Origin of the sequence: Ascidiimonas aurantiaca, assembly GCF_037646345.1 — a bacterium.
In the GTDB taxonomy this organism is placed as follows: domain Bacteria; phylum Bacteroidota; class Bacteroidia; order Flavobacteriales; family Flavobacteriaceae; genus Ascidiimonas; species Ascidiimonas aurantiaca.
In genome coordinates this window covers 58,826-80,826 of sequence record NZ_JBBEWR010000008.1, presented here as the reverse complement: position 1 = coordinate 80,826, position 22,001 = coordinate 58,826, and the positions used below count along the sequence as shown (strand labels likewise).

Annotated in this window: 21 protein-coding genes and 4 tRNA genes; 14 read left to right on the top strand and 11 right to left on the bottom strand. The window is 38.7% G+C overall.

From position 1 onward, the window contains the following. The first annotated feature begins 253 nt into the window (after positions 1–253). Complete coding sequence (locus WAO84_RS17210) at positions 254–430, top strand: bacteriocin-like protein (RefSeq protein WP_422614484.1); 177 nt, start codon at positions 254–256, stop codon at positions 428–430. 118 nt (positions 431–548) lie between these two features. Here the strand turns inward: WAO84_RS17210 and WAO84_RS09795 are convergent, their stop codons facing one another. Next, on the bottom strand, positions 549–1,478 hold the full coding sequence (locus tag WAO84_RS09795; protein ID WP_340065433.1) for an FKBP-type peptidyl-prolyl cis-trans isomerase: 930 nt from the start codon (positions 1,476–1,478) through the stop codon (positions 549–551). Positions 1,479–1,559: 81 nt separating this feature from the next. Between WAO84_RS09795 and WAO84_RS09790 the strand changes: the two genes are divergently transcribed. The 3 genes from WAO84_RS09790 to WAO84_RS09780 are packed head-to-tail and all read left to right on the top strand — an operon-like array spanning position 1,560 to position 3,025. Further along, entirely contained in the window at positions 1,560–1,937 is a 378-nt protein-coding gene (locus WAO84_RS09790; RefSeq protein WP_340065432.1) for an RNA-binding S4 domain-containing protein, read from the top strand. Further along, positions 1,906–2,520 carry a methyltransferase gene (locus WAO84_RS09785; RefSeq protein WP_340065431.1) on the top strand — a complete coding sequence of 205 codons (615 nt, stop codon included), beginning with the start codon at positions 1,906–1,908 and terminating at the stop codon, positions 2,518–2,520. Before WAO84_RS09790 ends, WAO84_RS09785 begins: the two co-directional genes overlap by 32 nt. A 1-nt stretch (position 2,521) precedes the next feature. After that, positions 2,522–3,025 carry a phosphoribosyltransferase family protein gene (locus tag WAO84_RS09780; protein ID WP_340065430.1) on the top strand — a complete coding sequence of 168 codons (504 nt, stop codon included), beginning with the start codon at positions 2,522–2,524 and terminating at the stop codon, positions 3,023–3,025. Here WAO84_RS09780 and WAO84_RS09775 read toward each other — a convergent pair. Next, a complete protein-coding gene (locus tag WAO84_RS09775) occupies positions 3,013–3,525 on the bottom strand; it encodes a shikimate kinase (RefSeq protein WP_340065429.1) in 513 nt (170 codons plus the stop codon). The genes WAO84_RS09780 and WAO84_RS09775 overlap by 13 nt on opposite strands. A gap of 134 nt (positions 3,526–3,659) precedes the next feature. Here WAO84_RS09775 and WAO84_RS09770 point away from each other — a divergent pair. The 8 genes from WAO84_RS09770 (at position 3,660) to WAO84_RS09735 (ending at position 8,170) form a co-directional block, all read left to right on the top strand. Continuing rightward, positions 3,660–3,732: transfer RNA gene (locus tag WAO84_RS09770), tRNA-Lys, on the top strand. Between the two features lie 42 nt (positions 3,733–3,774). Beyond that, positions 3,775–3,847, top strand: a tRNA-Lys gene (locus WAO84_RS09765). A gap of 42 nt (positions 3,848–3,889) precedes the next feature. Then, a tRNA-Lys gene (locus WAO84_RS09760) sits at positions 3,890–3,962 on the top strand. A gap of 37 nt (positions 3,963–3,999) precedes the next feature. Next, a tRNA-Leu gene (locus tag WAO84_RS09755) sits at positions 4,000–4,083 on the top strand. A 356-nt stretch (positions 4,084–4,439) separates the two neighbouring features. Next, a complete protein-coding gene (locus WAO84_RS09750; RefSeq protein ID WP_340065428.1) occupies positions 4,440–5,339 on the top strand; it encodes a MerR family transcriptional regulator in 900 nt (299 codons plus the stop codon). Between the two features lie 51 nt (positions 5,340–5,390). Further along, positions 5,391–6,848, top strand: a complete 1,458-nt coding sequence (locus WAO84_RS09745) for a phytoene desaturase family protein (RefSeq protein ID WP_340065426.1) — start codon at positions 5,391–5,393, stop codon at positions 6,846–6,848. 7 nt (positions 6,849–6,855) lie between these two features. Next, positions 6,856–7,695 (top strand): phytoene/squalene synthase family protein, encoded by an 840-nt coding sequence (locus WAO84_RS09740; RefSeq protein ID WP_340065425.1) that lies wholly within the window; start codon positions 6,856–6,858, stop codon positions 7,693–7,695. A 25-nt stretch (positions 7,696–7,720) separates the two neighbouring features. Beyond that, positions 7,721–8,170, top strand: a complete 450-nt coding sequence (locus tag WAO84_RS09735) for a sterol desaturase family protein (RefSeq protein ID WP_340065424.1) — start codon at positions 7,721–7,723, stop codon at positions 8,168–8,170. Between the two features lies 1 nt (position 8,171). Here the strand turns inward: WAO84_RS09735 and WAO84_RS09730 are convergent, their stop codons facing one another. The 8 genes from WAO84_RS09730 to WAO84_RS09695 all read right to left on the bottom strand — a co-directional run bounded on the left by WAO84_RS09730 (position 8,172) and on the right by WAO84_RS09695 (position 17,388). After that, positions 8,172–8,738: a TlpA family protein disulfide reductase gene (locus WAO84_RS09730; protein ID WP_340065423.1), complete on the bottom strand. Its 567-nt coding sequence runs from the start codon at positions 8,736–8,738 to the stop codon at positions 8,172–8,174. Between the two features lie 11 nt (positions 8,739–8,749). Beyond that, on the bottom strand, positions 8,750–9,310 hold the full coding sequence (locus tag WAO84_RS09725; RefSeq protein WP_340065422.1) for a TlpA family protein disulfide reductase: 561 nt from the start codon (positions 9,308–9,310) through the stop codon (positions 8,750–8,752). A 219-nt stretch (positions 9,311–9,529) separates the two neighbouring features. Further along, on the bottom strand, positions 9,530–11,803 hold the full coding sequence (locus tag WAO84_RS09720) for an aconitate hydratase (RefSeq protein ID WP_340065421.1): 2,274 nt from the start codon (positions 11,801–11,803) through the stop codon (positions 9,530–9,532). A gap of 163 nt (positions 11,804–11,966) precedes the next feature. Then, a complete protein-coding gene (locus tag WAO84_RS09715; RefSeq protein ID WP_340065419.1) occupies positions 11,967–12,188 on the bottom strand; it encodes a hypothetical protein in 222 nt (73 codons plus the stop codon). Between the two features lie 32 nt (positions 12,189–12,220). Then, complete coding sequence (locus tag WAO84_RS09710) at positions 12,221–13,174, bottom strand: AAA family ATPase (RefSeq protein WP_340065418.1); 954 nt, start codon at positions 13,172–13,174, stop codon at positions 12,221–12,223. Positions 13,175–13,182: 8 nt separating this feature from the next. After that, positions 13,183–14,619 (bottom strand): peptidylprolyl isomerase, encoded by a 1,437-nt coding sequence (locus WAO84_RS09705; protein WP_422614483.1) that lies wholly within the window; start codon positions 14,617–14,619, stop codon positions 13,183–13,185. Continuing rightward, entirely contained in the window at positions 14,594–15,457 is an 864-nt protein-coding gene (locus WAO84_RS09700; RefSeq protein ID WP_340065416.1) for a peptidyl-prolyl cis-trans isomerase, read from the bottom strand. The genes WAO84_RS09705 and WAO84_RS09700 overlap by 26 nt, the downstream gene beginning before the upstream one ends. Further along, on the bottom strand, positions 15,454–17,388 hold the full coding sequence (locus WAO84_RS09695) for a peptidylprolyl isomerase (protein WP_340065415.1): 1,935 nt from the start codon (positions 17,386–17,388) through the stop codon (positions 15,454–15,456). Before WAO84_RS09695 ends, WAO84_RS09700 begins: the two co-directional genes overlap by 4 nt. 201 nt (positions 17,389–17,589) lie before the next feature. Between WAO84_RS09695 and WAO84_RS09690 the strand changes: the two genes are divergently transcribed. Continuing rightward, a complete protein-coding gene (locus tag WAO84_RS09690; RefSeq protein ID WP_340065414.1) occupies positions 17,590–17,823 on the top strand; it encodes a hypothetical protein in 234 nt (77 codons plus the stop codon). A gap of 53 nt (positions 17,824–17,876) precedes the next feature. Here WAO84_RS09690 and guaB read toward each other — a convergent pair whose 3' ends face one another. Further along, positions 17,877–19,349: an IMP dehydrogenase gene (gene guaB / locus WAO84_RS09685; RefSeq protein WP_340065413.1), complete on the bottom strand. Its 1,473-nt coding sequence runs from the start codon at positions 19,347–19,349 to the stop codon at positions 17,877–17,879. A gap of 406 nt (positions 19,350–19,755) precedes the next feature. Between guaB and WAO84_RS09680 the strand changes: the two genes are divergently transcribed. Then, positions 19,756–21,987 (top strand): TonB-dependent receptor family protein, encoded by a 2,232-nt coding sequence (locus WAO84_RS09680; RefSeq protein ID WP_422614482.1) that lies wholly within the window; start codon positions 19,756–19,758, stop codon positions 21,985–21,987. Positions 21,988–22,001: the final 14 nt, after the last annotated feature.

Genomic DNA, 22,001 nt, shown 5'->3' with positions numbered 1-22,001 from the left:
AGTACCTTCGTTTTTTGCTGCAACCAACTTTCGCTCTAAACCTAAAGTATTTCTCGAATACACTAAACCCACCTCTATTCGTTACAAGCATATATTCGATGACCTTTGGAACTATCTGAATCTATAACCTTACGTAGTAAACCGTTTTTAGACGCAAAAAATCATTATCATAAAATATTAAAGCTCTGTCAAATCTTTTTAGTTTTGTAGTATTTTTCTTATATTCAAGATCTAATCTAAAAAGACCTTAAAAATGAAGAAAATCTCAAATATCTCTGGAGTTAAAAAACTCAATAGAAATGAGCTAAAGGAAATTAAAGGAGGAAGTTGTACACAACAAGGCAATAAATGCTGCGAGCGAATCCCACCAATTGGTCAAATTGTTTGTGTTCACGGCCTTTGTGAGTTTCGTACCTGCATCTTTTTTTAAGAATGAAATGTTTCTGAAAATTTATAATGTGTAGCCCATTTAGCAAGTAAACTGACATTAAAAAAGCCCTTTGCAGAAGCAAAAGGGCTTATATTTTTATTAGCTGCTGTGTTTACCGTCAACGAACATTTTCATCCAAATAGTCGGGTGTACCGTCTCCATCAGAGTCATCGGGAATACCATCGCCATTACGATCATACTCTTCAGACGTACGTACACCATCATTATCGTCATCAAAATCAAGGTAGTTGGGAACCCGGTCCCCATCTGTATCATCGTTTAGCGGATTTCCATCACCATCAACATCTTCCAATATGGAAGGTATGGTGTCATTATCATGATCTGCCGTATTTACTGCCAGTAACTGTACTTTAAAAATAAGCGGAGAATAAGAAGGAATAGTTGCCGTGGTATTTGCAAAAAAACCAAGTCCCGAAGGAATAAAAAAGGCCCCAACTCCAAAGTCATTAACGGTGAAAGTACCATCGCCATTATCTATAGGCTCTCCCCCAGCTTTAAATTCGGTCATTGCCTCTGCAAAACCCCTTACCGTCCCGGGGTTCCCGGCACTACGGGTACCAATAAGATCGTACCATAATGAAGTGGTTTGATTCTCAAACACGGTTCCATCCAGCAAAACACCCCTTATCTTTGCAAATGCAGAGTCTGCAATAGTAGGTTGTTGTCCAATACCTTCTCTGGCATTTAATACATAGTACCGGTAGGTAATATCATTATCGTTACGGTCTGGTACCAAGATCGTTTGGGTAATCACCTGCTCTATAAGCGGTGTTTTACCAGCATTCTCGCCGGCAATAGTATCCAGATCTATCTGAAAATCAAAATCGGCCGGAGGACTAGAAAACTCTTCATAATTATAAAAATGTGTTTCCAGATATTCTACAATAGCTGCATCATTTTCTACAGCCACTTCTGCAGCATCTCTTATTTCTTCAGCCCCTCCTCCGTCATCATCGTTGTTACAGGCATAAAACCCAAATGCCATGCAAACCACTCCTGTTATTACAGACTTGTTTATTTTCATCATTGAAACAGTAATTAAAAAGCGCAAGATACAATTTTCCCTTATTTTTGTTCAAGTGTTAAACTAACATTTTGCAACGCTGTTATGCGAATTGATAAATACCTTTGGTGTACCCGATACTTTAAAACTCGTAATATGGCTACGGAAGCCTGCAAAAAAGGGCATGTAAAAGTTAATGAGCAGGTAGTAAAACCCTCCCGGGAGGTATATCCTTCTGACAAGATACGTGTTCGAAAAAATCAAATAAATTATCAACTTACCATATTAGATATCCCCGCAAGCCGTGTTGGTGCAAAACTGGTTGATATTTACCGTAAAGATACCACCCCGCAAGAGGCTTTTACGCATGTTGACCTGTTAAAACATGCTAAGGACTATTATCGAAAGAAAGGCAGCGGCAGGCCTACTAAAAAAGACCGCAGGGAAATTGATGATTACAAAGAAGACCATGAAGATGAGTGAAGCTTTACTGAATAGTGATTACTGGGAAAAGCGCTATAAGGATGAGCGTACCGGTTGGGATATAGGATATGTATCCAGCCCTTTAAAAGAATATATTGATCAACTCACTAATAAAGATATTAAGGTATTAATACCGGGTGCCGGCAATTCGTATGAAGCCCAATATCTTTTTGAACAGGGATTTCACCAGGTCTATGTGCTCGATATTGCCCGGGCGCCTTTAGAAAGCCTGCAAAACAGAGTCCCTGGTTTTCCTGAAAACCAACTGTTACACAAAGATTTTTTTCAACATTCCGAACAGTATGACCTTATACTCGAACAAACTTTTTTTTGTGCCCTACTACCAAAGTTGCGTGATCAATACGTTCAAAAAACCTATAACCTGTTAAAAAAAGGGGGGAAACTGGCAGGTGTTTTGTTCGATTTCCCGTTAACCAAAGAGGGACCTCCTTTTGGTGGTGATCAAGTGGAATATCACAACAGGTTTCAGAAATACTATGCTGTTAAAACACTGGAAAGGTGTTACAATTCTATTGCTCCCCGAAAAGGCAACGAACTGTTTTTTATCTTTGAAAAAAAATAATATGACCGGCGTACAGAATAAAATATTATCTCATGATGAGATACAACACAAAATTAAGCGAATTGCATGGCAAATTTATGAGACGTTTGCCAGTGAAGAAGAGATCCTTCTTGCCGGTATCGCTCCTGAAGGCCTAAAGTTTGCGAACAAAATACGCGATGTACTAGAGCAGATATGCACTATAAAAATCACTATTTGCGAAGTGCACATTAACAAAAAAGATCCGTTACAGGAGGTAAGCACTTCTCTACCTGATGAATATTATACCAATAAGTGTATTGTGCTGGCCGATGATGTTCTGAATTCGGGATCTACGCTTATTTACAGTGTGAAACACTTTCTGAATGTTCCTGTAAAAAAGTTTAAAACAGCTGTTCTTGTAGATAGGAACCACAAACGCTACCCTGTAAAAGCAGATTTTAAGGGTATCTCGTTGTCAACCTCATTGCAGGAACATGTTAAGGTAGTATTTGGGAAAAATCAGGATGCCGTTTACCTGGAGTAATCTATTATTTCATTTGCAATCATTTCAGGGGATTTATGGTCTATAGAAATTTTAAAAGGCGCCTTGAGATAGTAATAATTACGTTCAAACAAATGTTTCCTTATAAACTCTTCCATATCCTCATCCTGAATATGTTTTATGAGGGGTCTGAGAGATTTTTCAGAAATGAGTCGTTCAGTTAGCCAGGAAACAGAGGCTTTCAGATACATTACATTTGGTGTTGCGTTGAGTAATATATCCATATTCCCGGCAAAACATGGCGTTCCTCCTCCTACCGAAAGCACCATCTCTTTTTTACCGTTCAGTAACTTTTTTAAATATTCATTTTCTATTTTACGAAAAAAGATCTCTCCCTTTTTTTCAAAAATCTCGGAAATAGCCATTTGTTCTTCCTGTTCAATAAAGGCATCGAGATCTATAAACGGACACCCTGTTTTTTGCATTAGCAGCTTACCAATGGTAGTTTTTCCACTACCCATGTATCCAATGAGAATAATCATTTAAATAGTAACAATTAATTTATTAGCAAATGTTTAGAAGCGTTCATTAAAAAAAAGACAAATTTATGGTAAATTAAACTTGAAAAATAAATTATTGATCTTATATTTGCACCCGCATTCTTGAAATGCTTCATGACTCGATAGCTCAGTTGGTAGAGCACAACACTTTTAATGTTGGGGTCCTGGGTTCGAGCCCCAGTCGGGTCACTTTTAGAAAAATAAGCCTTTTAATGAGGCTTATTTTTATTAGACTCGATAGCTCAGTTGGTAGAGCACAACACTTTTAATGTTGGGGTCCTGGGTTCGAGCCCCAGTCGGGTCACTTTTAGAAAAATAAGCCTTTTAATGAGGCTTATTTTTATTAGACTCGATAGCTCAGTTGGTAGAGCACAACACTTTTAATGTTGGGGTCCTGGGTTCGAGCCCCAGTCGGGTCACAGCTAAGGAAAATACCTTATCTTTATCTCAATCTCCGCCCACGTGGAGAAATTGGTAGACTCGCCATCTTGAGGGGGTGGTGTTCGAAAGGACGTGCTGGTTCGAATCCAGTCGTGGGCACTAAGTAGCATAAACCGCTTAAAAAAGTGGTGTATTATTTAAACACTGCTTTTTGTCAAAGAATTTAATAGGTTACCGCACGTAACCATTCCACTTTCGCATATTATTCTGAGGTTTCAAAAACCTATATTTGTTTTTCATAAACGTCTCAAAAGATCATCTTCAAGCATCTGAAAATCAATTTTTTATAATTAAAAGAGGAGATTCCACTATCTGAAAAAAGGAAATACCACCTTTATGGCAGAGGAAAAATCCTTACTACCTACTTTTAATCGATCTGAATATGTATTTTAACTAAATGTTTTGCATTCAAGACCAATAAATTATTACTTTTGTTTAAAAGTTTTTCCAGAAAGATGAACAATGTAAAAAAACATTTTAGCATCAAAGACCTTGAAAACCTCACAGGTATTAAGGCTCATACCATTAGAATATGGGAGAAGCGCTATAACCTGTTACAACCTGAGCGTACTTCTACTAATATACGTTCATATCCTTTAAGTAGTCTTCAAAAACTCTTAAATATTACCCTATTATACAATCACGGGTACAAAATCTCCAAAATAGCAAAAATTGAAGAAGAGCGTATTCCGGTACTGGTTCGTCAAATAATTTCGGAAAATAGCGTTAAAAGTCATTCTATTAATGCTTTTAAACTTGCTATGATCAATTTTGATCAAACGCTTTTTTACAATACCTATAATAACTTACTTACTACAAAAACCTTTAGAGAGATCTTTTATGAGGTTTTCATACCCTTACTTAATGAACTGGGGCTTTTATGGCAGACAGATACTATAAGTCCCTCTCATGAACATTTTATAACCAGCCTGGTAAAACAAAAAATACTCATCAATACGGAGAAGCTCCAGATGATAGAGCCCAGCCGAAAAGACAATATTTTTGTTCTGTATCTTCCCGAAAACGAAATACATGAAATTGGTTTGTTATATCTTAATTACGAAATTGTATTAAGGGGGTATCATTCTATATACCTGGGACAAACGGTTCCTATTGAAAGCTTGAAAGACTTACTTAAATACTTTTCTTCGATCACTTTTTTATCCTATTTCACGGTTCAACCGGATCAATACAAAGTTCAGGAATATGTAGATGAGTTTTGTACTGAAATAAATACTTCCGGTAAAAATCAGTTATGGATACTGGGCAGGCAAATTAAACACCTGAATTTACAGACATTACCCAAAAGTGTACATACATTTGAAAGCATTGAACAGGTTGTTAAAGATTTGTAAATTACAGATCGGTACTTTTTTTTGTTTAACTTTTTAATATATTTGTTAAACATGAAGAAAAAAATCGTCATAATCGGCTCCGGCTTTTCCTCACTTTCAGCCGCGTCTTACCTGGCAAGGAAAGGCAATTCAGTTACTATTATTGAAAAAAACGCAACTGTGGGAGGTAGAGCCAGACAGTTTAAAAAAGAAGGTTTTACTTTCGATCTGGGCCCTAGCTGGTATTGGATGCCCGATATTTTTGAACGCTTTTTTGCAGACTTTGAAAAAAAGCCTTCAGATTATTATACGTTACAGAAACTTGATCCCGCTTACCAGGTAATATTTAAGGATGAGGTAATTACTATTGGTGATTCTCTGGAAAAAATTTATGAAGAGTTTGAGCGTATTGAACCCGGAAGCTCTCAAAAGCTCAAAAAATTTATTTCAAAAGCAGGTGAGAATTATGATATTGCTATTAAAGATATCGTATATCGCCCCGGCGTGTCGCCTTTAGAACTGGTAACGCCCAAAACAATGAGTAGAGTTGCCCAGTTTTTCAGAACGGTTAGCCAGGATGTTCGTAAAGATTTTAATAATGAAAAATTAATATCTATTCTGGAATTTCCAGTACTCTTTCTGGGTGCAAAACCCACCAAAACTCCTTCTTTTTATCGTTTTATGAATTATGCAGATTTTGGTTTGGGTACCTGGCATCCTGAAGGAGGAATGCATCAGGTTATTGCTGCTATGGAAAAACTGGCCAGAGAGCTGGGAGTACAAATACACACTTCTTCTCCCGTAGAGAAAATTGTAGTACATAAAGGCAAAGTAACGGGCGTACAAACTAACAATGATGTTTTCTATGCAGACATTGTAGTATCGGGCGCAGATTATCACCACTCTGAAACATTGCTTGATCCTGAATATCGCCAGTATTCTGAAGAATACTGGGAAAAAAAGACATTTGCACCTTCATCTTTATTGTTTTATGTAGGGTTTGACAGAAAGCTCAACAATGTACACCATCATAATCTTTTTTTTGATGTAAACTTTGATACCCATGCCCGGAATATATATGATGACCCTCAATGGCCCAAAGAGCCTTTATTTTACGCCAACTTTCCTTCTGTCACTGATCCTGCCATGGCGCCCGAAGGAAAAGAAAATGGTTTTTTTCTTATTCCTATTGCTCCCGGTATAGAAGATACTCCTGAAATTAGACAACAATACTTTGACATTATAATAGACCGATTTGAAAAACTAACCGGGCAAAAAGTAAGGTCAAACGTGCTTTTTAAAAGATCTTTTTGTGTGAATGATTTTGTAAAAGAGTACAATTCCTATAAAGGAAATGCTTACGGCATGGCCAACACTCTTATGCAAACTGCCTTTTTAAGACCTAAACTAAAAAGCAAAAAGGTAGAAAATTTGTATTTTACAGGGCAGTTAACAGTGCCGGGGCCTGGGGTACCCCCCTCGCTTATATCCGGAAAATTGGTTGCAGAGTTAATTCAAAAACTAAACTAAAAACCCGATGAAAGTAATTTTTGACCAGGTTTCATACGGTTGCAGCCGCTTAGTAACCAAATCGTACAGTACTTCATTTTCGCTTGCTGTGAAAATGCTGGCGCCTTCTATTAGACAGGATATCTACAATATTTATGGCTTTGTTCGTTTTGCAGATGAAATTGTAGATACTTTTCATGACTATGACAAAGAAAACTTATTTAATCGTTTTGAAAATGAACTTTACAGGGCCCTTGATGAAAAGATAAGCCTGAACCCTATTCTCAATGCATTTCAGCACACAGTTCATAGATATCAGATTGATCATGATCTGATAAAAGCATTTTTACACAGTATGCGTCTCGACCTTGTAAAACAGGTATATACTACTACAGAAGAATATGAGCAGTATATTTATGGTTCAGCAGATGTAGTAGGGCTCATGTGCCTTACTGTTTTTGTAAAAGGAGATATGAAACGCTATGAAGAGCTCAAAGAATCTGCTATGGCTCTGGGTTCTGCTTTTCAAAAAGTAAATTTCCTGAGAGACCTCAAAGCAGATTATGAAGACCTGAGCCGAACGTATTTCCCTAATACAAACCTGGATGCATTAGATGAACTTTCGAAAAAACGTATTATTGAAGAAATTGAAGCCGATTTTCAAAAGGGATACCAGGGTATCTTAAAACTTCCGGGAGAAGCAAAATTTGGTGTTTATACAGCCTATAGATATTATTCAAAACTTCTTCAAAAACTTAAAAATACACCCCCCATAGAAATAAAGAATACCCGAATACGTGTTCCAAATTATCAGAAATTTGGTTTGCTGGCTTCTTCTTATTTTAACTGTAGATTCAATTTGATCTGATTATCTTTACTCAAATGCGAATACTATGCATACTTTTATCTGGATAAGCACTTTTTTAATTACATTTTGTATTATGGAATTCATGGCCTGGTTTACCCATAAATACGTAATGCACGGTTTTTTGTGGGTTTTACACAGGGACCACCATAAAAAAGACCATGATTCCTGGTTTGAAAGAAATGACGCTTTTTTTATTTTCTATGCTGTGGTGAGTATGTCTTTTATTATGGTAGCCGATAATACCTGGTTTTGGTATGGCTGGCCTATTGGATTGGGTATCGTAGCCTATGGAGCCACTTATTTCCTCGTACATGATATTTTTATACACCAACGGTTTAAATTATTCAGGAAGGCAAATAACCGATATGCCCGTGGTATAAGAAGAGCCCATAAAATTCATCACAAACATCTGGGTAAAAAAGATGGGGAATGTTTTGGTATGCTGGTAGTTCCCTTTAAATATTTTAGAAAATAATTTATAATTCTTCCAGTAACAGATCTATTTGTTCCCTTACGGCTTTGCTATTCCAGTCTGCCGCCCCTTTTTTCTTAATTACAATCTTACCGTTACCATCTAAAAGATACGTTGCCGGAATGCTTCGAGAATACAGTTCTGCGGGTATTTTACTCACTGAATTATAAATAGGGAGATCGTATCCGTTTTTTTCCATAAATACATTCACCTTTCGGGCGCTTTCATCGGTTACAAACAAAAACACTACTTTATCTTTATAATCATCATACAGCTTTTGCAGGCTTGGCATTTCTGCTATACAGGGAGGGCACCAGGTAGCCCACAGGTTAACAAGCACTACTTTTCCTCTGGCTTCTTTCATATTAAAAGTATTGCCCGTTTCCATTTCCTTTAATACCCAATTGTAATCCAGCACTTCCATACGGTCGCTTTCTTTCGTGATAAAGGGACTTAACGCTACTATTCTGTGGGCTATTGCTTTAATCTCTCTGCCGGTAGGCGGGTAAACCAAGGCCACAATAAGCAGTATAAAAAAAATGTTGATGAGTCTTCCCCGGGTAACCTTCATGGTTTGAAATTTTAGTCATTTATCAGTGATTCAAGAAGATCACGTATATCTTTGCTATACCAATTGGCTATTCCTTCTTTTTGAACCACAATGAGGCCATCTTTATCAATGATATATGAGGAAGGTACTTTATTGGCATCAAAAGGCATTTTTTCACCAATGATCAGGTAGGTAACCGGAAAGGAATACTCATTTTCCTCCATAAACTCTACTACCGGCTCTCTCATCTCATTGGTAATAATATAAAAATCTACTTTTCCGTTGAACTCATTATAGAGCTTTTGGATACTTTTTACCTCAGCAACTGAAGGTATTTTCCAGGATGCCCAAAAATGCACAAAAACCACATTGCCTTCTGAACGTTTAAAATTAAATATTTCCCAGTTTTCATCTTTTAGCTTCCAGTCAAAATCGGTTACTGGTTCCCGGTCATCCGAAGGAACGGTATTAGGGCTAAATGCCAATATACGATTGAGAAAAACTTTTGATTCATGTGCTACCGGAGGAATAAAGAATATGCCTACCAGTAACATCAATAGTAAACTGCGTATAGTCTTTTTGCTTATTTTCATAACAAGAATTGCAATGGTTACCATTGCTCTTCAAAACTAACAATAAATATTGAGAAACGTATCGGGAAAGGGTTGCTTCGGGGAGAGAATTTGAATTTGCATTCAGATGTTGAATAGCAGGGGCGGTTGTATCACTGTTTATTATATATTCTTTCAAAAGAAAATGCCCGAGAGTAGGGTTCTCAGGCATTTTTCTAATTATTATCTTAATTCTTATTTTTAGCTCTTGTTCTGTTCTTTTATAAGATTGAGTGCAGAACCTGCCTTAAACCATTCTATCTGACTGTCATTATAGGAGTGATTTACTTTAATAGTATCTTTGGAACCATCTGCATGAACAATTTCTAAAGTAAGCTGACGGTCGGGAGCAAAAGACTCCAGATCTGTAAAGTTAAAGGTATCATCTTCCTGTATGAGATCGTAATCGTTCTCATTGGCAAAGGTAAGAGCCAGCATTCCCTGCTTTTTGAGGTTGGTTTCATGAATTCTGGCAAACGATTTAACCAAAACTGCCCGAACTCCCAAATGTCTTGGCTGCATAGCTGCATGCTCTCTGGATGAACCTTCTCCGTAATTGTGGTCTCCTACTACAATGGAAGGTATTCCATGAGCTTTATACTCGCGTTGCACATCTGGAACTCCTCCGTACTCTCCGGATATCTGGCTTTTTACAAAATTGGTTTTCTTGTTAAATGCATTTACGGCACCTATTAAGGTGTTATTCGCAATATTATCCAAATGTCCGCGGAAACGCAACCAGGGTCCCGCCATAGAAATGTGGTCTGTAGTGCACTTCCCAAAAGCTTTGATCAATAATTTAGCTCCCGTAATGTTTTTTCCATCCCAGGGCTTAAAGGGAACCAGTAACTGAAGACGTTCAGATTCAGGAGACACCTTTACATCTATTGCGCTTCCGTCTTTTGCAGGTTCAATATATCCCGCATCTTCTACAGCAAAACCTTCAGGGGGTAACTCATACCCTCTGGGTTCTTCGAGGGTTACTTCCTCTCCGTCTTCATTAATAAGTTTATCTGTTAACGGATTGAAATCTAATCTTCCAGAAATAGCAATAGCGGTTACCAGTTCAGGAGAGCCTACAAAGGCAAGTGTATTAGGATTTCCATCTGCTCTTTTAGCAAAATTACGGTTAAAAGAATGAACAATGGTGTTACGTGCCTGATCTTCGGCTTTCCCTCCATAACGATCCCACATACCTATACAAGGGCCGCAGGCGTTGGCAAATACGGTAGCGCCAATTTCATTAAATGTATCTATAAAACCATCACGTTCAATGGTATAACGCACCTGTTCTGAACCGGGAGTTATGGTGAAATTTGCTTTGGTTTTGAGTTTTTTATCTGCCACTTGTTTGGCTAATGAGGCGGCTCTGGAGATATCTTCATAAGAAGAATTGGTACAAGAACCTATAAGCCCGTATTCTACGCGAAGGGGCCAGTCATTTTTTTGGGCCTCTTCTTTCATTTTGGAAATAGGGGTAGCCAAATCTGGGGTAAATGGCCCGTTCAGGTGAGGTTCAAGCTCAGACAGGTTGATCTCGATCACCTGGTCAAAATAGTTTTCGGGATCTTGATATACTTCCGCATCTGCGGTAAGGTGTTCTTTTACTTCATTTGCTGCATCTGCCACATCTGCCCTATCGGTAGCTCTGAGATAGCGGTCCATAGATTCATCATAACCAAATGTAGAGGTAGTTGCCCCTATTTCGGCCCCCATATTACAAATAGTACCTTTACCGGTACATGACATGGAGATCGCACCTTCACCGAAGTATTCAACGATGGCCCCGGTACCTCCTTTTACGGTAAGTATCCCGGCTACTTTAAGAATAACGTCTTTGGGTGCTGTCCAACCAGATAGTTTTCCGGTTAATTTTACTCCTATTAATTTGGGGAATTTGAGTTCCCAGGGCATTCCGGCCATAACATCTACTGCATCTGCCCCTCCTACTCCTACCGCTACCATACCGAGTCCTCCGGCGTTTACCGTATGTGAATCGGTACCTATCATCATTCCTCCCGGGAAAGCGTAATTTTCAAGTACGACCTGGTGAATAATACCTGCACCGGGTTTCCAGAAGCCTATTCCATATTTATTGGAAACAGATTCCAGAAAATCAAAAACTTCATTACTGGTCTCATTAGCTCTTTTCAAATCGGCCTCTGCTCCTACTTTTGCCTGAATAAGGTGATCACAATGTACTGTGGTTGGTACGGCCACCTTGGGTTTACCGGCATGCATAAACTGAAGCAATGCCATCTGTGCGGTTGCATCCTGACATGCAATCCTGTCGGGAGCAAAATCAACATAATCCTTTCCCCGAACGAAAGCTTTCTCCGGTGTACCATCCCAAAGATGGGAATACAAAATCTTTTCCGATAAGGTTAATGGTCTTCCAACTACTTCGCGGGCTTTATCTACCCTTTCTGCAATTTGAGCATATACCTTTCTGATCATATCTATATCAAAGGCCATAAGTGTAATTTTTTATTTGAAAGTCCTGCGAAATTACGAAAATACGCTTAGGTAAAAAACTTAAACTAAAGATAATATGGTAAAAAACCCCAGTGGTTACCGGGGTTTGTATAATTTTTGAATATCCCTTAAAAACAAGGGGGTAAAATTGCGAAAATCACATTTAACGTTTGTAGATAGCACCGGTTGCAAAGTCAACGATGAGTCCGGGAACGAAGAGTATAATATCTGCTATTAGCCAGCCTACTCTTACTTCGCGTTGTGGTTCTCCGGGGCCGGGTTTACGTTTTTGATTGGCTGTTATAGGGCCGCCCAATATAGTGGCACAGCTATTTAACATAATTGCTAAAAAAAGGAACGGGATGAATTTTCTAATTCTTTTCATGACGGTTTGAAAGTTTAGTTATATTGAGATCATTAAAGTAATTGTTCTATAATATTGTCAATAGTTCTTCCTTCTGCTTCTGCTTTGTAATTCTTGATCACCCGGTGTCTCAATACAGCGGTTGCCACGGCTTTTACATCTTCTATATCGGGAGAAAACTTTTTGTTAACCGCGGCATTTGCTTTTGCCGCCAAAATAAGGTTTTGAGATGCTCTGGGACCAGCGCCCCAATCTACAAACTGGTTCACCATATCAGGAGCATATGTGTTTCCCGGACGAGTGCTGGCTACCAGTTTTACCGCATATTCAACTACATTATCGGCTACCGGGATCTTACGTATTAACTTTTGTATTTCTATGATCTCTGAAGAAGAAAATAAAGGGTTTACGCGCTCATCACTATAGGAAGTGGTATTCTTTACTACCTGTACTTCTTCTTCAAAGGAGGGATACCCTAATTCAATAGCAAACATAAACCGGTCTAACTGAGCCTCCGGAAGCGGATAAGTACCTTCCTGCTCTATGGGGTTTTGAGTAGCGAGTACAAAGTAAGGTGAATCTAAACTATACCTGTGGCCTGCTACTGTAACCGCCCGTTCCTGCATGGCTTCTAACAAGGCGGCCTGTGTTTTGGGCGGGGTACGGTTTATCTCGTCTGCTAAAATGATATTGGCAAACACGGGACCTTTTATAAATTTGAATTCTCTGTTCTGATTTAAAACCTCACTTCCAATAATATCACTGGGCATAAGATCAGGAGTAAACTGAATACGTTTAAACTCAAGTCCCAGGGCTTTGGCAATGGTATTAACCATAAGGGTTTTTGCCAAACCGGGTACTCCAATAAGCAATGCATGCCCTCCACAATAAATGGCTAATAAGATCTCATTGACCACAGACTCCTGACCAATAATGATTTTAGCTATTTCTTTCTTTAATGCCTGATGCTTGGATACAAGTGTCTCAATAGCTGCTACGTCTGACATTTATTCTTTTATTTTTTTAACCAGTTATTGGCAAAATCGCAATTTTTATTGTCTGAACCTATGTTTATGTAGGTATCCTCTATTTTTTCTGCCATCCATTTTTGAATAGCTTTGAGCTGCTTATCTTTAAGGGCCAGTTCCTGTATCTTTAAGTAGTCTTTGGAAAAGTCGGCTACGTGTTCATCATAACGATTTGTTACTTTGAGTATCTTAAACTTTTTACCTCCCGAACGATCTTCATCAATAATAGGAGTAGATATCTCATCTCCTTTCAGGTCTCGTACCTGATTATACAGTGTAGGGTCCATTTTGGTAAGTTCAAAACGGGTATCAAAATTTATAGGATTACGCAGTACCCCGCCATCAAATTTGGTTTCCTTTTCATCTGAGAAGTTTCTGGCGGCTTCTTCAAAGGTAAGTTCTCCATCGATAATACGTTTACGAATGGTATCGAGTTCTTTTCTGGCCTCTTCCATAGCTTCGTCTGAAATTTCGGGTGTAAGGAGAATATGACGCAGATCTAATTCCTGACCCCGTATTTTTTCTACGAGAATGATGTGCCAGCCAAAAGTAGTTTCAAAGGGGTCTGATACTTCTCCTTCCTGAAGGCTAAAGGCAACATCTTTAAATTCCTTTACAAACGGCGTTTTACGATTAACCGCATAAAACCCCCCTTTGGGCCGAGATGCTTCATCCTGAGAGTACAACACAGCTTTGGTGGCAAAACTGGCACCGTTTTCATCTACATCCCTTTTCATATCTTTCAATTTGTTAATTACCTTTTGCTTCTCTTCTTCAGAAACTTTTGGCTCTTTTACAATTTGAGATATTTCAAGCTCTGCTCCAAACACCGGTAACTGGTCTTCAGGTATATTTCGGAACCACTGACGTACTTCTTCCGGCGTGATTTCCATTTCTTCAATGATACTGGCCTGCATGCGTTCAGATAACCTTCTGGTTTTTTGTAAGTCAAAAAGTTCTGAGCGAAAGCTTTCTTCGTCGTTTTTGTTATAAAACTTCAAAACTTTTTCAATAGAGCCCAGTTGCTGGGTAAGATAATCTATTTGTTCTCCTACAATGGAACGTATCTCTGCATCAGACACTTCAATACTATCTTGAACGGCATGGTGTGCATACAGCTTATCTTCCATCAATTTACCTAAAAGCTGGCACCTGGTAATGTCTTCTAACGAAATACCCTGTGTTTGAAGATCAATAAGATTCTTGTCTATGTCAGACTCCAGGATCACATAGTCACCTATTACAGCAGCCACACCATCTACTTTAATTTTCTTAAAGTTCGTTTTTTTAATGGTGTCTTTTACGGCTTTTGGCGGTTCTGTCTCTGTCGGTTTTTCACTTACTTCTTCTTGAGCGACCGCCAGATGAAAACACAGGAAAAAAATAATTAGACTTAGGTTAACGGTTGTTTTCATAAATCTCATACTGTTTTTTTTGAATTGCTTCATTGATAAGTTCTTTTTCAAGATCTCTTATAAACTCCAGTTTACGTTTGTTGAGTATGATTTGTTTAAGTGTAGGGGATACATACGCTTGAGGAGCAATGTCATTTCTATTTAAAACGTCCTTAACTTGTATCAAATATACTTCTAAAGAATCTGTTAACTCAAAAAATTGTGATTTTTTTAAGTAGTCAGATTTATTATCCATGGTAATTAGTGGAACTTTTTGTAGTAACTGAGAAACTTTTATCCAGGTTGAATCATTAAGCGAAAACGATTTAAACTGAAATGAACGTCTGTCAAGCTCTTCTTTGTCTTCTTCGTTAAACCGGGTAAGCATCTCAGTTATTAATGCCAGATCGCTATAATCGGCATTTACCCGTATATAACGCAGTTGTACCAACTCTTCATTGAGTTTAAAGTTCTCTTTATTGGCTTCATAAAAGGTTTGCATTTCATCATTGGTCACCAGGGTGTCCATTCGTTCATTTACCAAAGCTTCTTTATAAGCGGCTATTAAAAGATCTGCTCTGTACTGGGTTACCAATTGCTCAAATTCTTGAATTTTTTCTTCATCCAGATTGATACCTGCTCTTTCTACCAATACCTGTTTTTTGGCCCAGGTATTTATAAAACCATTAATGATCGTGATACTGTCTTCTTTTGAAACATTTTCTGATAAAATCCCTTCAAGGTCACTTTCATAAAGATAGGTATCTCCTACCCGGGCTATTACCTTTTCAGTTACTTCATTTTTTTTAAAATAGACACAGGAATACAAACTCCCGGCCAAAACAATCATCATCAACAACTTCTTCATTCTACAGATATGCTTTTTTTGATTTTTCGCAATTGTTCTTTGTTTATATCGATGGTGTGATTTTGTCGCAATCGGTTTATCCACTTTTCTTCCAGTACTTGCTGGTAGTCATTTAAAACGACCCCTCTTACCTCTTCAAAAGACCTGTTCTTTGAAGTTATGGATCTTAGTATTCTGGTCAAACGGTATCCTAATGCGGTATCTTCTTCAAAAAGGATCGTTTTCTGATCAAAGTTATCCATTTGTTGTACACTATTTAAAGGCAAAATCTTTCTTAAAAAAAGAGTAGTTGCCAACTCGGGATACGCGTCTGCTTTTTTTTGCAAAACAGGTACTTCTGTGTCTTCTGTTATTATTTTTTTTAACAACTCTTTGTGCAGTGAAGACGAAGCGGAAGCTATCAGAACCTCTACCTGTTCTTCTGTACTATACTTGTTTAGGTTATTCATATAATGCTTTCGCAGAGCAACTGTGTCCTCAAGGGAGGGGGCCCAGATCTTTTCCTGTGTAAGATCATATACTAATAAGCCATCTCGATATTCTTCAAGAATAGAAGCAAATTCTTCATTCGTTTTTTCAAGCAACTTTTTATGAAGCGCCAATAGTTCTAAGGTTACCATTTCCTCAAAAATAACAGGCAACTCTGAATATATATACGTACGCTCCCGGGGTTTGGCCTTTGCCTGCAGATACTTCAAAAAATCCGCAGACTTGAAAACGGTATTTCTTAACCGAAATAATTCTTTATTCATAAGAACTGTATCCAGAGCTTCTGCTATTGATGCCGGCCTGTTGAGTAATGAGAAAAGTTCCTGCCTGTTCGCAACATGAACCTTATATGCGTACATCACTTTTAAAGAATCGATAAAGGCCGGTGTTACTTTTCGGGTACGTTGATCTTTTGATAATTTTTTTTCAATATACGGGCGTTCTTCCTCAAAAGTACCTATGGGAAACTTTTTATCAACTTTTATAATATGCCATCCCAAACGGGTTTTAAACGGTAATGATATTTGCCCGGCATCTGTTGCAAAAGCCATTTCTTCAAACTGCATAAACCCCAGGTCACCGCTTCTAAAACAGGGGATTGCCCCTCCCTTATCGGCTGATGCTTTATCATCTGAGAATTGTTTTGCCAGCACAGCAAAGTCTTCACCTTTAAGTAAGCGTTTATAAATAATGTTTATCCTGTTTTGCAACAAAGCATTATGTGCATGGGGTTGGAAATAAAGAGTAATATGGGCAACTTTAACGGCTCCTCTGTTATTACGTATTTTATTTACCTTGAGAATATGATATCCAAAAGCGGTTCGGAATGGTTTTGAGACCGCACCCTCCGGAGTGTTGTACGCTACATTTTCAAAAGGGTATGTCATTTTGCATACGGTAAAAAAACCCAATGATTCTCCATAAATGTTTTTATCATTATGAATGGTGTTCATAACAGAGGAAAAGGTTTCGGCACTTACCTTTTGACGGATGTCGTGAATAGCTTTCCAGGCCTTAAGTGTATCGGAAGGAGAAGCTTCATTATTCACGGGTACCAGAATATGGTCCACATTCACTTCTGTTTTCAAACGTTCATATGCTTCTTTTATAAGGCCGATATCCATTTGTTGATCTGTAAGGTATCTTTCAGCAAACTGTTCTCGATAAAGTGATAATTCCTCCAGGTAACTGCGGCGTTTATGCATACCCAGTCTTTTTGCTTCCAGAACTTTAAGTTTAAAATTGATAAATGTATGAAGGTAAGTCTCTATATCCTGGTTCAGGCTATCAGAAAGTAAATCGCGGTTTTTAGAATAAGCACGCATAAACTCATCTGTATATATGGCTATATCGCCAACGGTTACCAAAACCGCATCTTTTTCCTGCGACCAACCTGAAAACCAAAAAAGGCAAAAAACCAACATTACATCCCTAAAACTCATTTTGCTTAATTTGGAATGGACAAAAATAACAATATCTTAAAAGTATGCTTTATTTTAACTAAAAAATAGCAGTTTTTATATTACGGTGAGCACACAAACATTCTTTTTAAGCACCTTCTCTGCTCACCTTTAAAGCAATAATTAGCAAGTGATCATTACCTTTGCAAAACCAATCTTGCTATTACGCTGATAAACACTGGGATGAAAAAAATAAAAATGATATGGGATTTCAGGGGGCCTAATGCCACAATGATCGCCAAGCACCACATTACACATATACACGAGTATTTTAAAATGGAAAACCTGCATCAGGAAGAAACCGGATATGAGGTATTGAGTGACATGCATACCCTGGCTTTTGTGGTAGTAAATGAAAAAGATATGCGCAAAGTAAGAGATGATTTAAAACCGCATCGGGGAACACTACATTCATAAAAAAAAAGCCGGTTCATACGAACCGACCCTTAATACTGTATCTTCTTTCTAACCTATCTTGAATAATTAGGTGCTTCTTTGGTAATGGTTACATTATGCGGATGACTTTCTGTAATTCCTGATGATGTTATCTTTACAAATTTGCCGTTCTCTTTAAGTGAAGAAATGTCTTTAGCCCCACAATAACCCATACTGGCACGCAATCCTCCAATAAACTGATGCATACTCTCCAGAAGTTCGCCTTTATAAGGTACCCTTCCCACAATACCTTCTGGTACCAGTTTCTTAATATCGTCTTCCACGTCCTGAAAATAACGGTCTTTGCTACCCATTTTCATAGCTTCAACACTCCCCATACCGCGATACGACTTAAATTTTCTTCCTTCATAAATAATAGTCTCTCCCGGAGATTCTTTAGTACCTGCCAATAGTGATCCCAGCATCACACTATCGGCTCCTGCGGCAATGGCTTTGGGAATATCTCCTGTGTAACGTATCCCTCCATCAGCAATTACCGGTACGCCCGTACCTTTCAGGGCTTCTGCTACCTGTAAAACAGCCGAAAACTGGGGGTACCCTACCCCTGCAACTACACGGGTAGTGCAAATTGAACCGGGCCCGATACCTACTTTAACGGCATCTGCGCCATTTTCCACAAGGTAGCGTGCGGCTTCTGCAGTAGCAATATTACCTACCACCACTTCCAGCTTGGGAAACGCATTTTTAATTTCTTTTAATATACTTACCACCCCTTTTGTATGCCCGTGGGCCGTATCGATCACCACTGCATCAATGCCTGCCTGTACCAGTAAGGTGGCACGTTCTTTAGCATCAGAAGTGACCCCTATGGCAGCAGCTACACGAAGCCTTCCATAACTGTCCTTATTTGCCATAGGCTTTTGGGTAAGTTTGGTAATATCTCTAAAAGTAATCAATCCGATGAGTTTATACGCATCATTGACTACAGGAAGTTTTTCAATCTTGTTTTGCTGCAATATCACCTCAGCATCGGTAAGAGAAGTACCTTCACCGGTAGTTACCAGGTTCTCACGGGTCATCACTTCTACGATCGGGCGGTCATTATTGTGTTCAAACCTAAGGTCACGGTTAGTTACGATCCCCTTTAGAATACCCTCTGGATCTACTACGGGTATCCCACCTATACTATGCTCAGCCATACTTCTTTTAGCATCTATAACCTTTGCGGTAAGAGGTAGTGTAACCGGATCCAGTATCATACCGCTTTCTGCGCGTTTTACTTTTCTGACTTCCAGTGCCTGCTGTTCTGCCGACATGTTTTTGTGTAATACACCAATGCCTCCTTCACGCGCCATGGCAATTGCCATAGCAGATTCTGTTACGGTATCCATAGCCGCCGATACTACCGGCACATTAATCGTAATGTTTCTGGTAAAACGCGTTTGTATATTTACTTCTCTGGGCAAAACTTCTGAGTAGGAAGGAACCAGAAGCACATCATCGTATGTGAGACCTTCACCTACGAATTTGGAATCGTTTAAACTCATCGCAATTAAAATTTAATTGCGTGCAAATATAACACTTTTAAGACACTAAAACCTTAAAAGCCTTTATTAATTCTTTCCAGGGAGCGAAGTTTCATAAAAGTATTGCCTTATATTTTCTTGAAAATACACAAAGAATATATGTAACTTGAAAATACACAAAAAACACGTACTCTTTTTTTCATTTCGAAGACCTTAAGTTTCTTCATGCACAACGTGATGTAAACACCTTACAAGTATATCTTGCGACTCATATTTTTACACTAACCATACTGAAAACCAAACTCTTATTTCACAGTACCTTAAGAAAATAATTTTTATTAATTCTAAATAAAATTTGTGTGTTAACAAAATCATATTACTTTTACCCTCTTAAAACAACCATTTTTTTAGTATTAATTTCCAATAAATGAAAAAAATATTTTTGGGTACTTTTCTATTGGGTACCCCTATGCTCTTTGCGCAACAAACACCAGCCCCTTCATCATCCCCAAAAAGAGATACTGTTCAACTTAAAGAAGTAGTACTCTCGGCCAATGTAATTTTCGGCAGTAAATTTGAGGCCCGAAATCGTACTGGTTCTGCTTATTATATTTCACCGGAGGAACTTAAAAAGTTTGATTATCTGGATATTAACAGGGTTTTACGAAGTATTCCGGGGGTTAATTATTATGAAGAAGACGGTTTTGGCCTACGCCCTAATATAAGTTTAAGGGGAACCTCTCCTGAGAGAAGTGCCAAGATCACTATTATGGAAGATGGTGTATTGATAGCTCCGGCTCCCTACAGTGCCCCGGCTGCTTACTATTTTCCCACCATAGCAAGAATGCAAGCCGTGGAAATCCTAAAAGGGAGCAGTCAGGTACAATATGGGCCTTTTACTACAGGAGGGGCTATAAATATGATCTCAACCCAGATACCAGACTCTTTCAGCGCCAGGGTAAACGCTACTTACGGTAGTTTTAACAGTGCCCGTTTTCATACCAGCGTAGGTGGGAATTATGAGAATATAGGGTACATGATAGAGTACCTCAACTTTAACTCAGATGGCTTTAAGAACCTGTCATCGGGAGATAACACCGGGTTTGACAAAAACGATCTGGTTGCCAAATTCCGAATTCAGACCTCAGAGGAAGCAAAATTACAGCAGGCTCTTGAATTAAAATTTCAATATTCCGATGAAACTTCTGATGAAACCTATCTGGGGCTTAGTGACAACGATTTTGAACGCGATCCCTTTAGTCGGTATGCCAGTTCTGAAGCAGATGAAATGAATGCAGATCATGTACAATTTATGGCAACACATGCATTTAAGTTTAGTGATTATTTTAGAGTTACCACTACGGGTTATTACAATCGTTTTGCCCGTAACTGGTACAAACTGGATTATGTAATTGCCAATGGGGAACGCCGTGGTCTTGCCGGAGTGGTTGCTGACCCTGAGGGTAACCCTGATCATTTTGCTGTTTTACGGGGAGATGTTGACTCAGAAGCAGATGCATTGGGTATAAAAGCCAATAACCGTGTGTATATATCCAAAGGGGTACAAACCAAACTGGATTATCACTGGAGTGGAGCATCTGCCTTTCACGATATAGAAATAGGCCTTCGCATTCATTATGACGAAGAAGATCGTTTTCAATGGGTTGACGGTTATCAAATAACAGATGGTGTGCTTTCGCAAACTACTGAAGCAACACGAGGTACGGATGCCAACCGTATTAGCGATGCTACCGCTTTTGCTGCGCATGCCCTTTACAAATTTAAATACAAGGAGCTTACATTAACTCCCGGTATTCGCTATGAGAATATCGTATTGGGAAGAACCGATTATGGGAGAAATGATGTGAACAGAAACGGAACAGATATAGCCATACGCGAAAATAAGGTGGATGTTTTTATTCCGGGAGTTGGTTTTAACTACAATTTCAATAATAAACTATCAGCTTTTGGAGGGGTACATAAAGGGTTCTCGCCACCAAGTAATCAGGAGGATCAAAAACCGGAAGAAAGTATAAACTATGAGTTGGGCTCACGATTTTCGGTAAAAGGTTTGTCTGGTGAGGTAGTTGCTTTTTACAATGATTACAGCAATTTGCTGGGAAGCGATCTTGCGGCTACGGGAGGTACCGGTTCTCTGGATCAGTTTAATGCGGGAGAAGTAGTGGTTCACGGGCTTGAAGTACTCCTTAATTACAATATTTTAGGAACTCATGAAAGTCTGGCGCTACCCCTTACTTTTGCTTATACCTATACCGATACTGAATTTCAAAACAGTTTTGGAAGTGAAGATGATTTGTGGGGAGAAGTTACCGAAGGGGATGAACTACCGTATATTGCCAGACACCAGTTTAACGCCACTATTTCATTAGAGCACAAGAAATTTGAACTCAATTTAAGCGGTCGCTTTAACGGAGCGTTCAGAACAGAAGCAGGGAGAGGGGATATTCCTGAAAATGAAAAAGTAGCTTCTAACTTTATTATTGATTTTGCGGGAAAGTATCGAATTAATAAGCACCTAAGCATTACGGGAAATATTATTAACCTGCTGGATGAGGTATATGCAGTTTCCCGTGTACCTGCGGGATTGAGACCAGGGCACCCTTTCGGGGCGTACGCCGGCTTTCAGCTTCAGTTTTAAAATGTATTCGATAA